14 protein-coding genes are annotated in these 12,478 nt (G+C 58.4%); 6 read left to right on the top strand and 8 right to left on the bottom strand.

Going from position 1 to position 12,478, the window contains the following annotated elements:
* Both LKE28_07610 and LKE28_07605 read right to left on the bottom strand, forming a co-directional pair.
* Positions 1–518 (bottom strand): 5'-methylthioadenosine/S-adenosylhomocysteine nucleosidase (locus LKE28_07610; protein ID MCH3908093.1); only part of this gene is annotated, 518 nt, incomplete at its 3' end.
* Positions 519–551: 33 nt separating this feature from the next.
* The gene (locus LKE28_07605; protein ID MCH3908092.1) at positions 552–1,271 is read right to left on the bottom strand and encodes a hypothetical protein; all 720 of its coding nucleotides are present in this window, start codon (positions 1,269–1,271) and stop codon (positions 552–554) included.
* Positions 1,272–1,340: 69 nt separating this feature from the next.
* Between LKE28_07605 and LKE28_07600 the strand changes: the two genes are divergently transcribed.
* The gene (locus tag LKE28_07600; GenBank protein MCH3908091.1) at positions 1,341–3,176 is read left to right on the top strand and encodes a phosphoglucomutase; all 1,836 of its coding nucleotides are present in this window, start codon (positions 1,341–1,343) and stop codon (positions 3,174–3,176) included.
* A 1-nt stretch (position 3,177) separates the two neighbouring features.
* On the opposite strand, the gene vsr is transcribed toward LKE28_07600, so the two are convergent.
* From vsr to LKE28_07585, 3 genes are read right to left on the bottom strand one after another with little or no spacing between them, the layout of a single operon-like run.
* Positions 3,178–3,597, bottom strand: a complete 420-nt coding sequence (gene vsr / locus LKE28_07595; GenBank protein MCH3908090.1) for a DNA mismatch endonuclease Vsr — start codon at positions 3,595–3,597, stop codon at positions 3,178–3,180.
* Positions 3,594–4,904, bottom strand: a complete 1,311-nt coding sequence (locus LKE28_07590) for a hexokinase (GenBank protein ID MCH3908089.1) — start codon at positions 4,902–4,904, stop codon at positions 3,594–3,596. The genes vsr and LKE28_07590 overlap by 4 nt, the downstream gene beginning before the upstream one ends.
* A gap of 54 nt (positions 4,905–4,958) precedes the next feature.
* Positions 4,959–5,558 (bottom strand): hypothetical protein, encoded by a 600-nt coding sequence (locus tag LKE28_07585; GenBank protein MCH3908088.1) that lies wholly within the window; start codon positions 5,556–5,558, stop codon positions 4,959–4,961.
* Between the two features lie 47 nt (positions 5,559–5,605).
* Between LKE28_07585 and sbcB the strand changes: the two genes are divergently transcribed.
* The 4 genes from sbcB (at position 5,606) to LKE28_07565 (ending at position 10,189) form a co-directional block, all read left to right on the top strand.
* Complete coding sequence (gene sbcB / locus LKE28_07580; GenBank protein ID MCH3908087.1) at positions 5,606–7,042, top strand: exodeoxyribonuclease I; 1,437 nt, start codon at positions 5,606–5,608, stop codon at positions 7,040–7,042.
* A 137-nt stretch (positions 7,043–7,179) separates the two neighbouring features.
* Positions 7,180–8,046, top strand: a complete 867-nt coding sequence (locus tag LKE28_07575) for a sugar ABC transporter permease (protein ID MCH3908086.1) — start codon at positions 7,180–7,182, stop codon at positions 8,044–8,046.
* On the top strand, positions 8,043–8,852 hold the full coding sequence (locus LKE28_07570) for a carbohydrate ABC transporter permease (GenBank protein MCH3908085.1): 810 nt from the start codon (positions 8,043–8,045) through the stop codon (positions 8,850–8,852). The genes LKE28_07575 and LKE28_07570 overlap by 4 nt, the downstream gene beginning before the upstream one ends.
* A 2-nt stretch (positions 8,853–8,854) precedes the next feature.
* Positions 8,855–10,189 (top strand): ABC transporter substrate-binding protein, encoded by a 1,335-nt coding sequence (locus LKE28_07565; GenBank protein MCH3908084.1) that lies wholly within the window; start codon positions 8,855–8,857, stop codon positions 10,187–10,189.
* A 1-nt stretch (position 10,190) separates the two neighbouring features.
* Here the strand turns inward: LKE28_07565 and LKE28_07560 are convergent, their stop codons facing one another.
* Positions 10,191–10,631: a MerR family transcriptional regulator gene (locus LKE28_07560; GenBank protein ID MCH3908083.1), complete on the bottom strand. Its 441-nt coding sequence runs from the start codon at positions 10,629–10,631 to the stop codon at positions 10,191–10,193.
* A gap of 86 nt (positions 10,632–10,717) precedes the next feature.
* Between LKE28_07560 and radC the strand changes: the two genes are divergently transcribed.
* Positions 10,718–11,383 carry a DNA repair protein RadC gene (gene radC, locus LKE28_07555; GenBank protein MCH3908082.1) on the top strand — a complete coding sequence of 222 codons (666 nt, stop codon included), beginning with the start codon at positions 10,718–10,720 and terminating at the stop codon, positions 11,381–11,383.
* Here the strand turns inward: radC and LKE28_07550 are convergent.
* Positions 11,374–11,643 carry a hypothetical protein gene (locus LKE28_07550; GenBank protein MCH3908081.1) on the bottom strand — a complete coding sequence of 90 codons (270 nt, stop codon included), beginning with the start codon at positions 11,641–11,643 and terminating at the stop codon, positions 11,374–11,376. The genes radC and LKE28_07550 overlap by 10 nt on opposite strands.
* Positions 11,644–11,829: 186 nt before the next feature.
* Positions 11,830–12,453, bottom strand: coding sequence for a bifunctional phosphoribosyl-AMP cyclohydrolase/phosphoribosyl-ATP diphosphatase HisIE (hisIE, locus tag LKE28_07545; protein MCH3908080.1), 624 nt, complete (start codon positions 12,451–12,453; stop codon positions 11,830–11,832).
* Positions 12,454–12,478: the final 25 nt, after the last annotated feature.

Raw genomic sequence — 12,478 nt, 5'->3', positions numbered from 1 at the left:
CCCTCCCAGTCGTCGCTGATCACCCGGGCGACCATGCAGGGGATGTTCCGACGGCTTGCCGCATAGGCGACGGCATAACTTTCCATATCACAGGCGATGACCCCCAGCTCCTCCGTCACAAACGGATGGTCCTTCCGGTACGCGGGGGTGACGAAACGATCTGCGGTACCCAAGGGGCCCCGTTTGCCTTCCACACGTGGGTCATCCCATAAAGAAAGGATTCCTAACGAATGCATGCCTTCCCCGGTCGGAACCGTACAACGCTTTAGTTTGAAAGCAGTTAGATCGATATCGTACTGACAGACGGTAGTGCCGACCACGACATCCCCGATATTCAGATCCGCTGAGAGCGCACCGGCGAAACCGACGCAGACCACCAGGTCAGGACTGTTTGTTTGGATCGCTTCCAAAGTCCGTACGGCGCTCTGCACCTTACCGACACCCACCACCGAGGACGGCAAATCGGTCACTCCGTTCCGTTCCATCGCGCTTGCTGCGACCACCAGAATCCGTTTCATATCGCCGCCAGCTCCTTGCGGATCGAAGTGACGTCAACGCCCCATTTCCGATCCTGCACCGTCCGCTCCACGGCAAGGAACACCAGGGTTCCCGTCATTTTGACGGCGGAAGAAAGATCTTCCCCCCCGCAACACCAGAGCAGCGATGATCGCGTCATACAGATCCCCGGCGCCAGGAACGGCCCCTGGAAACCGAGGGGTGGGAAGCATCTGCCCATCCAACGCCACACCCCATCCATCCGGCCCATGCATGCCGGTGACCAACCGGTGGATTCCGGGCAACCGGTCACACCAAGCAGATTCTGACGAACCATCCAGGGAGAGGATCTTCCGCGCCTCCTCCTCGCTGGGGGAAAACAGGAACGCGCGTGGGGCGATCATCCGGAGCACGGCACTCCACACCTCGTCCTTCCACGCTCCTTCCCCTACGGAAGGATCGCAGAAGCAGAGGGCTTGGGGGTTTGCGTCCAGCAGTGATGCCGTCGCCTCCACCTGGGGAAGGGACGCCAACCGTCCAGAGATCACCCCGTCCAGAGGGAAGCCCATCCGGATCCAATGCTCCAGCACCCCGGTGAACGCATCGGTCTGGTCGTGGGAGAACCGGTCGGAAAACCCACGGGCAGGGACGGATGCGATGACGGAGGGAAGCGGGCACGCCTCGATTCCCAGCAACTCCAGGGCACTGGTCATCACCGTCATGGAGCATGACCCGAGGGAGGTGAGATCGGTCAGAATGGCGCACCGTTTCGGCATGGCAAAACAGTACACCCGTTTTCCAATCGGGGCAAGTGTGGTAACGTGGGATCATGACAGGAGCATGCCATGCTGGTATATGATGACCGTACCGGACATCCCATCGCGGACAATGAAATCGATCCGTTTTCCGGAGAGTTGCCGACCGAAGAAGCCGTATCTACGGCGCTTTCCCAGATGATTCTTTCCGCCTCCGGTTGGCGGAAGGTGTTCGCCCAGAGCGGAGATGGCGAAGATGACACCCCGTTGATTTCCCATGCCGACGCCGTGCTTGCCGCCTACGCCGCTTTGATCCTCGCCGACCATCTCCTGGCGACCAAACCACAGCCGACCGTGCTGGTCGGTGTGGACGCCCGACCCACCGGACCGGCCATCGCCGACATCGCCATCCGCATGTTCCTTGCCAAAGGCGTTGCCGTACGGTACCTGTTCATCGCCGCCGCTCCTGAGATCATGGCGTACAATCTCCGAGGAGCCAATGGAGGGGACGCGTTCTTCTACATCAGCGCCAGCCACAATCCCATCGGTCACAACGGCATCAAATTCGGTGCGGACGGCGGGGTATACCCCGGATCCATCACCGGAGTGTTCGCCGACCGGATGCGCACCATGGCGTCTGACGGAAAAAACATCGCGCGGGTCCAGAGGCTTTCCGCAACCATCAAGCCCACCACCATGCTGGCGATCCTCCGCAACGTCGATCATATCAAGCATGAAGCGTTGTCCGTCTACAAGGCATTCCTGCTGGAGACGGGAAACACCACGGTGGAAAAGCTTTCCTCGGCCATCAAGGCACGCCCGCTGGGGATTCTTGCCGACTTCAACGGCAGCGCCCGTGCCGACAGCATTGATGTCACGTTCCTCAGGGAAATCGGACTCTCCCTTTCGACGATGAACGACCATCCCGGCAAAATCGCCCATGGAATCGTTCCGGAAGGCAAGAACCTGGAAACATGCCGGAAAGGGCTTGAATCCAAACACAAGCAAGACCCAACGTTTGTGCTGGGATATGTTCCGGATAATGATGGCGACCGGGGAAACATCGTCTGCCAGGACAGCGTCCGCCGCAAAGTGGTCGTCCCTGACGCCCAGGAAGTGTTCGCCCTGGTGACGATGATCACCCTCAGCGAAATGCGGCAGGACCATCCCGACGCAAAGCTGGCCATCGCCGTCAACGGTCCGACATCGCTACGCATCGACCGGATCGCCGACGGTTTCGACTGCGAAGTGCATCGCAGCGAAGTGGGGGAAGCGAATGTCGTGCAGCTTGCCGACCAGCTCCGCGAACAAGGCTACCTGGTCAAGATCCTGGGAGAAGGATCCAATGGCGGGAACATCACGTTCCCCGCACGGGTGCGCGATCCAATGAACACCATCATCACGCTGCTGAAGCTGTTGGGTGATCCTCGTATCCTCCGCCTGTGGTGCCGGTTGAACAAACTGGACGAGCCACGAGTGGTTTCCATTGGTGCGGCGCTCCGCGCCCTTCCGGTGTTCACCACCACCGGCGCGTTCGCCCCGGATGGGCTGATGCACGTCCATGCCGATCCCCGCGCGTTGAAGAACGCCTATGAGAAACGCTTTCTCAAGGAAGTGGAGGAAAAGAAACAGGAACTCAGAGACCGATGGGGGCTGTACGGCTGGACGGTATACCAGATGGAAGGGACACGGTGCGTCCAAGGCCTCGGGGAGGAATACCGTCATGCTCCGTACAAAGGGGGATGGAAAGCGGTGTTCACCGACAAGTACGGGGTGGAATGCGCGTTCATCTGGATGCGGCCCAGCGGTACGGAACCGGTGTTCCGGGTGCTTGCCGACAGCGAAGGGGATGACAAGAGCCGACATGATTGGCTCCTCGCCTGGCACCGGGGGATGGTTGAGGCCGCGGACAAGGAATCGTCGTGACCTACGCGTCCCAGATTTCGTTGAGCAGTCCGTTCAGCGTCGCTTCCCGCTTCTGTTTCCCTCGCAGCTCACATTCCCAGACGACGATCACCCGGTAGCCCATGGACAGGAGCCGGGCGACGTTTCGTTCGTCCCGCTCCTTGTTCCGCCGGATCTTGGTTTCCCAGAACTCCCGGTTGGTGGATGGCATACGGAACGCAGCGCACCCATGCCCGTGCCAGAAGCATCCGTTGAGGAACACCACCGTCCGGTACTTGGGAAGCACGATGTCCGGTTTGCCCGGAAGCCGTGAATCATTGACGCGAAAGCGAAGCCCCTGTCGGAACAGGAAGCGTCGGACGCACAGTTCTTCCTTGGTGTTCTTTCCCCGGATGGAAGCCATCACGCGGCTTCGCGTCTCTGGGGAAAACACATCGCTCACACGGAAAGTCCCGCGATGGCAGCCCCGATCGTCGGGGAGTTCTCGATCTTCACCAGAACGGCATACCGGTCAAGCTCCTGCTGCAGGTACTGCTGCAGGTAAAACTCCGTATCCCGTTTGAGAAACTCCGTCTTGTAGAACGTCGTGCCATCGGCATTGATGCATACCGGCCTGCGGGGATCTTTTCCCTGCCCGCTCGCCAATACGGCCGCCGTCAGATTGGCCGCGGTGAGTTTCGCCGCCTTGCTGATCAAATTGTCGATAAGATGCCAAAGGGCGATGGCGTCCTCTTCGTTGCCCTGGACGCATTTGACCAACGCGTAGTCCTGGTTGAACGGCATTTCCAGATAGTTGCTCATCACCGTGGTGGAAAGCGGCTTGAACGCTTCGAACCGCTCTCCGAACGTCTTGGAAAGGATGCCTTCCTCCACCGCTTTCTCAATGAGCAACTGGCAGAGCGGCCCCTGGTACGCTCCGCTGATCATCTTCTCGAAGTGGTAGATCGCCGGTTGCTTGGTGGTGGAGAAGAACAGCTCGTCCAGTTTCCCCGGACGTCCGACGAAATTGCCGCTCTCCACGTTGATGATCTGCCGCCCCGGTTTCAGACCGGGCAACTTGGTGATGTTCCGGTTGTCCTCCACGTAGGCGACGTTGGTGCCGGTCCCCAGAATGAAACCGATGTAGCCACCGAACTGCTTGCCCGCCTCAACGGACTGTCCGGCAAGAAGCGTGGCTACGGTGTCGTTCAGCACGGCCACTTTCTTGTGGGAGACGTCATGGCCACGCCGGGCCAGCTCTTCCAGCAGGGTCTTCCCCACCGGTTTGCCGATCACCTCCGGAGCCTTGATCTCCTTGCTGAACATCAACGGGATGCCGTCGTGTTCCGGCGTGATGCGCGCCGCATAAGAAAAACAGAATCCGATGCGATCACTCTTGTCGATCAAGCGTTCCACCTCGTCGGCGAACACGCTGAAGAATTCCTTGGCGGACACTTCGCGGGAAATGCCCGGCATGGCGGTCTTCTTGAAATCGGAGATCACCGGTTTCCCGTCTTCCCCGAACGTCACCAGGCAGGTGCGGAAATTGGTTCCACCGGCATCCAGGACAATCACGCTCTGGCCGACCGGGACGGACTCCTGCACCTCGGTGTAGGTTGGGATCATCTCCAGAGAGCCGCCTTTTCCGGCAAGCCCACGTTCCATCTCCGAGTGAAACACATCCAACAGTTCGTGCATGTCCACACAATCCGGACTGACACCCCACGCTTTCAAAAACTCCCGGGTACGGGAAACCACATCACGCATCATGTTCCTCCCACACATACGCATCCTATTGTAAAGCAAGGCCGAAGACAATGTCCATCAAATCCCAACGGACAACCCCTCCGGTTCAATGTAAAGTCCTTCGCCTTTGACGTTCCGCACCACAAACGAGCCGTTGACATGCACCGGTACGGAAACCCTCCTGCCCTGCACCCACACATCAGCTTCCACAATGATCGGTGGTGTATCCTCCTTGGAGAGGGACATCCGCATCAAAGCGGACAACCCCATCCCTTGGGGAAACCGGGGGACAAGCGTGCCGTCCAGTATCGCTTCCCCTTCCTTCCAGTCATGCACCGTCAGGTACATCCGGGCCACCTGGTCAAGCGGTCCGGCAGCTTGGGCAAGCAGACGCTCAAGCCAAGAGCCGGAAACCGGTTCGGGAGGGATGACGGGAAGATACATCCCGATGTCACTTTGTTGGAGCACCAGTCGTGACGGGAGAGTCTCCCCCTCCTTGATCTCCAGCGTGGCGCCGGGGAACTGGTAGCGAGGGGTGGCCAGAAACGCCGCGCTGTTGGCGATGGCGCTGTCCGTCACCGCCGCCATGGCGACGATGACATCGTTCTTCGTCGGGCTTCCGGATGCGGGACTGAGGATGAACAAGAGGAGCAACCAACAGAAGAGGAGCCGTTTCATGTCCTCCATCCTACCACAGATATCCAGGAATATGATACGATACGGGTATGCAACCACCGTTTGTGAAAGACACGTTTCTCTGGTACGATCTGGAAACCTATGGGCTGAACCCCCGCTATGACCGTATCGCACAGTTCGCCGCATGCCGCACCGACATGGACCTCAACCCCATCGGGGATCCCATTGTCCTGTATGGGAAGATCAGCGACGACTACCTGCCCGACCCGCTTTCCTGCATGGTCACCGGCATCGCTCCGGGTGACCATCCCGAAGCGCTGTGCGAATACGACCTGGCCGTACGGATCAACCAGGAGTTCTCCCAACCGTACACGGTGGTCGTCGGCTTCAACAACCTGAAGTTCGACGATGAGATGGTCCGCAGCCTGCTGTACCGCAATTTGATGGATCCCTATGAACGGGAATGGAAGAACCACTGCTCACGATGGGACATCATCGATCTGGTGCGCGCCGCCCATGATTTCCGGCCGGAGAACATCCAATGGCCCCCCGCCGAGATGGGAGCCAACGGTCAGCTCCACCCGGTATTCAAGCTTACCGAACTGACCAAGGCCAACCACATCGACCAGACAGGCGCCCACGACGCCATGGTGGACGTCTACGCCACCATCGCCATCGCCCGGTTGATCAAGGAAAAACAACCCAAACTGTTTGAATACGCGTTCCGGAACCGAAGAAAGGAGGTGGTGAAGAATCTGGTCACCACTCCGTTCGGCTCCCCGGTGCTGTACACGGCCGGCCAGTTCACCAATCCCAACGGATGCACCGCGCTGGTCGTCCCCATCACGCCGGTGCTGGACCAGAACAAGTCGATCTACTGCTTCGACCTTTCCAAGGATCCCGCCCCGCTGCTCTCGGCCACCGGCGAACAACTTGCCAAGGTTCCGGGACTGTGCAAACTGGCGTTCAACCGCTGTCCGTTCCTGACCAAGTTCACCTCGGCCTTCCCGGACAAGAAGACGCTGTCCCGGCTGGGAATCGACACCGAGCTCGCCCAGCAACGGTACCGCATCCTGCAGTCCGATCCTTCGTTGATCCTCAAGCTCAGGGAACTCGCCGCCAATGATGAATACGAACCGGTCAACGACACCGATTTCCAAATCTACAGCGGCGGCTTCTTCCCGGACGCGGACAAACAGCAGTTCGAGGTGCTCCACCACACCAAGCCGGAAGAGATGCTCAGCCTGAACATCAAGTTCGCAGATCCACGGGCACCGGAGATGGTGTTCCGCCACGTCTGCCGAAACTGGCCGGAAGCGTTGACCGACACGCAGAAACTCCGTTGGAAGAGCTTCTGCGCCAACCGTCTGCTCAATCCCCCGGGAGGCGTGGCCATCGACTGGAACTTCTTCAACCGGAAGATCGACGAACGGCTGGAAAGCACCGAGACGGAAGCGCGCCAGAAAGTGGTGCTGAAAAAATTGAAGGACTACGGAAAACAGCTGTACGACAACGTGCTTGTCTGAACACCTTCCGTGACGCTTTTCACGTTAGCTATAGCTGACGTATCTCTCGTTAGGGAAGAAACTGAAGGCGGTTTTCATCGTTTCCTCACCAAATCCCCTTGTTCAGGTTTCCGCCCTGCCGCTAGCATATGCACCATATGAAAGGAAGCAGACTCCGGAAACTCAGCCCGTACCTGTACGTGGCGCCCGCATTGGTGTTGGCGTTTCTGTTTTCCTATCGTCCGTTCTTCCTGACGCTTCTGGACAGTCTTTCCCATGTATCGCTGGATGGGCGCATCCTCCGTTTCGTCGGGCTTTCCAACTACCGCGCCCTGGTTGCTTCGGAAAGTTTTCAGGATAGCTGGCGCAACACGCTGACCTTCACCGGGCTGTTCGTGCCGATCAACCTTGTGGTGACGCTTGCGCTGGCCTTCGCCACCCACTACGAAAGCAGGACGGCCAAGGTCTCCAAAATCGCGCTGATGCTTCCCATGGCAGTGGCGATGTCCAGCGCCGTCATGGTGTTCAAGACGTTGTTCGACGAGAACCTTGGCCTGTTCAACCGGATCATCGGGGAACGAATCCCGTGGTTCACCAACGGGACGGCGGCGATGGGGATGCTCGTCATAAGCGGGATCTGGCTGGACATCGGCTTTGATTTCCTGCTGTTCTCCTCCAGCCTCTCCAACATTCCCAAAGATCTTGAGGAAGTCGCCGATCTGGAAGGGGCGTCATTCTTCCAGCGGCTGGGATATCTGGAATTCCCCATGATCGCGCCGACGTTGGTCTTCGTGCTGGCCAACAACCTGAAGGACGCCATGTTGATCAGCGCTCCGGTGATGATCCTCACCGAAGGTGGACCGTACCGCTCCACCCAGACGTTGGTCTACCAGATGTACCTGGAAGGATTCAAAGGAGGAAACATCGCTCTGGGCTCGGCCATCGCCACCGTGGTGTTCCTCATCACGTTCCTGCTCCTGTTGGTCATTTTGGCCATTCAACGGAGAAAGGTGTTCTACCAATGAAACACCCGGTACGCGACATCGTGGTGGTCATCCTGGCCTTCCTCGTTCTCTTTCCCTTGCTCTACGCGCTTTCCGCGTCGCTGTTCGCCCGTGGTGACTTCACCGATCTTCCGGCACGCTTTCTCCCCAGTTCCGTCACCTTCTCCAACTACCAGCGGGCGTTCCGCTCCTCCCATCTGGGTCGGTATCTGTACAACTCCATCGTCTCCGCATTGCTGGGCACGACGCTCCGTCTGGTCGTCTGCATCTTGGCCTCGTACAGCCTGACGACCTTCCCGTTCAAGGGAAAGAGCCTCATCTTCATGGCGCTCGTCGCCACCATGCTGCTTCCCGGTGACGCCCTGTTGATCCAGAACTACCAGACGATCCGGAAGATGGGGTTGACGGACACCTACCTTGGGTTGATCATCACCGGCATTCTCTCCCCCACGGCGGTCTTTCTCCTCCGGCAGTACTTCCTCACCGTCAGCAAGGAGTACCGTGAAGCGGCCTATCTGGAAGGTTGCTCCGACTTTCGGTACATGGCGACCCTGTTGCTTCCGATGAGCCAGAGCATCATCATCGCCCTGTGCGTCCAATCGTTCACCCAGTTCTTCAACGACTATCTCTGGCCGCTCCTTGTCACCAACACCGAGGTGATGCGCACCGTCCAGGTGGGCATCACCATGCTGGGGTTCGCCGACACCTACGACTACGGTCCGCAGTTCGCCGCCATCGTCGTCCTGACGGCCCCGATGATCGTCGCATTCCTGCTTCTTCGCAACCATATCAACGAGAGCGTGAGCACACGCTTCTCTGGGAGGTAATCATGCACAAACACCTTGGATTGCTGTGGATCCTGTTGATCCCAACACTTCTGTTCGCCACCGGCTCGAAGGAAGAGCCCCGGAACCAGGTGACCATCACCTGGTGGCATTCCAACTCCGGCCTGCTCGGGGAAGCGACTGACAAGCTGGTCTCCTCGTTCAACGAAACGGTAGGCAGACAGGAAGGCATCACGGTAAAGGCCATCTACCAGGGCAAGGCGAGCGACGTGCTGACCAAGGCGAAAGCCATATGGCAGGGAGAAGACGCAAGCGCGCTCCCCGACCTGATCCAGCTGGACGCCCAGGCGATCCTGGACATCCGGGACAATCCACGGATGATCCCCATCCAGGACCTGGCGCAGCAGAATGGATACGACCTGTCCCAGATCGTCGAATCGACCCGTCTCTCCCAGACGTACAAAGGGCAAATAATCGGCATGCCGTTCAACAGCTCCACGATCCTCCTGTACTACAACAAGACGGCGTTCCAGGAAGCGGGTATCACCGAGCCTCCGAAGGACCTGGAAGCCATGGCTGCCATCGCGCCGAAACTGGTCAGGAAGGATGCATCGGGCAATGTGACCCGCTGGGCGTTCTCCGGAGTCCCCACCACCTATGAGCTCTGCGCCTGGCTGGGGCAGCAGCACGGACTCTCGTTGATCGTCGACCAGAACAATGGTCACGACGGGATCCCCACCAAGGTGTTGTTTGACGAGAACGGCACGATGCAGACATTCCTGAAAATGTGGAAGGCCCTGTACCAGAGCGGAGGACTGGAGAACGCCACCAGCGGTGTGACGGCAAGCTTTGCCAGTGGCAGGACAGCCATGATGGCCGCCTCCACCAGCCAGCTGACCACCGTACTGGAGATGGTGGGGGACCGCTTCGAGGTGGGCGTCGCCTACCTGCCCCGGGTCAACGACCAGGCAACAGGTGGCGTGAATATTGGGGGTGGCGCGCTGTATGCGCTGGAGAACGGCAGCGGGCATCGTGACGCGGCATGGAAGTTCATCCAGTACGCCGTCAGCAAGGAACAACAGCTTGCCTGGCACGTTGCCACCGGCTACTTCCCGGTGAACAACGGAACGTACGACATGGACGAGTTCAAAACCCACGTGACGGAAAATCCGTTGTTCGGCATCGCCATCGACCAGATGCGGGACAGCAATCCTCAGCTGCAGGGCATCTGGGTGCCGTCAAGCTATCAGATCTACTACGCGTTCCAGAGTTCCATCATGAAGATGCTCACCGAAGGAAAGGACATCGACGAGGCGACGGCGGATATGGCCAGGGAGATCAACGGATACTTCTCCGCCTACCGGACGACCCAGGAGTGATTCAGCCCTGGCAGAACCGGCATTTGGCGCGGAACGTGCATTCCTTGCATCCCGCTCCCGGGCATTCCTGAAAGTCCATGCCGCTCTGCAACTGCCGGATATGCCAGGAAAGATCATCGATGCGCTTCTCCAGCACCGCCTGCTTTTCCATCGCTTCGGAAAGTTTGTACCGGTACTGGCGGAGCAACGCGTCACGCCGCCTGGAACCGGTCTGGTCCGTCGGCCCCATCTGGATGATCGTCTTGATCTCCTCCAGGGAGAAATCCAGATCCTTCAGCTCAAGGATCCGCTTCAGATAGACCAGATCGGCGTCCGTATAGGTGCGTTGCCCCCCGTCGGTGCGCGGATGGGTCTTCAGAAGCCCCAGATCCTCATAATACCTGACGGTCCTCACCGTGACGCCGGCGCCACGCGCCAGATCTCCGATACGATACGTGTCCATACCTTTTCTTGTACCATAAATTCGGGGTGCTCTCAAGCAAATGGCCGGATTTTCCGGTATGAGCGGGTATGAATTACCGACAATGCATGATCCAGAATCTCGACATCAAGGAAATGGCCGCGGCCGAGCGGCCACGGGAACGACTCGAATCGTTCAGCGCGGAAAACCTCAGCGATTTGGAACTGTTGATGGTCCTTTTGGGGAGTGGGGGCAAATCACGGCCGGTCCGATCCATCGCCCAGGATCTGCTGGATTTGCTTGACCGCAAGCAGACGGTGAGCAGGGATGACATCGACAAGATCGACGGCATCGGCCTGGCCAAGAGCTGCGTGATCAGCGCAGCGCTGGAGCTGGGCAGAAGACAGAACCGCAGCGCGCGACGGCAGATCATCACCCCGGCCGACCTGTACCCGTTGATCCGCCACTACGCGGGCCGCCCCCAGGAACAGTTCCTTGCCGCCATCCTGAACGGCGCACATGAGGTGCTGTCCATCAACGTTGTGTCCGTGGGTACGGTCAGCCGCACGCTGGTCCATCCCCGGGAGGTGTTCGCTGACGCCATCGCTTCGCGCGCCTCCGCCGTGATCGTCGCCCACAACCACCCTTCGGGGAACCTCAACCCATCCCAGGAAGACCTGGAGATCACGGTACGCCTGAAGAAGGCGGGGGATCTGTTGGGCATCCGCCTGCTGGATCACCTGGTCTTCAGCGAGGAAGGGTACGTCTCCCTGTTGGAGACCAATCAGTTTTGAGACGCTTCAAGCAGCCGCCGCCATGCGGGGACAATCTGGAGTTTCACCACCAAGTCTCCGGATATCTTTGTCTCAGCCCATCCTTCCGGATGCAGGATCGCTGAAAATTTCTTTGGGATGGTGGATTCGTTTCCACCAGATTGCAAAATATCATCCGTTGCAAAGGAAAACGCATCAAGCGCATGTATGATTTTCTTCGTATGCTTCGGGGAACGCCTGAGAAAGAATCTCAACCGCATTGTTGTAATTGTACAGCTCATGCTTTCTCCTGATCGCCTCAGGAACCAACGTCAACCACCTTTCTTCCGGCATGATGCACCTTCCTTGGTAAAATACTTTATGATTGTATCGTATATTCCACACCAAGTATTTTCACAATAAAAAAACGCGTTTCCGAGAATTCCCACATTCTCCTTCATTCGTTGTTTTTTGTGAATGGTTTTCCCTTACCGCGCGTGCCTGCTCTTCAGCACGTCGATCACTTCCTGGAGCTTCACGTCCTTTTCTGCAAGCAGCACCAGGTAGTGGTACATCAGGTCGGCCGCCTCCCCGAGGAACAGATCCTTGTTGTTGTCCTTGCTCTCGATGATCAACTCGACCGCTTCCTCACCCACCTTCTGGGCAATTTTATTCAGACCGCGGGAGAACAGGTGGTTGGTGTATGATCCTTCCACCGGATTGTCCCTCCGGTCGGCGATGATCTCTTCCAGGTAGAACAGGAAATCGGAACGCTCCATATCCTGGGGCTTGTTGTCTTCGTTGAAGCAGGTATCCGCTCCGGTATGACAAACCGGTCCGGTGGGGAGCGCCTTCACCAGGAGCGTGTCGCTGTCGCAGTCCGGGATGATGTCCCTCAGCTGGAGATAGTTGCCGCTGGTCTCCCCTTTGGTCCACAGCTTCTGCCGGCTCCGCGACCAGAAGGTGACCAGCCCGCGGCTGATCGTCGTCTCCAGCGCCTCCTTGTTCATGAATCCCAGCATCAGCACCACATGGGTCTGCGCGTCCTGCACAATGGCGGGAATCAATCCGTTCCCTTTGGAGAAATCCAGTTTGCTCACATCAAGCTTCATCGTACCACCTCAGTTGTTCAACAGT

Source organism: Sphaerochaeta sp. (assembly GCA_022482495.1).
Lineage (GTDB): Bacteria > Spirochaetota > Spirochaetia > Sphaerochaetales > Sphaerochaetaceae > RUG023.
Note: the sequence above shows the minus strand (reverse complement) of the source record. Positions and strands in the feature narration are given on the sequence as shown.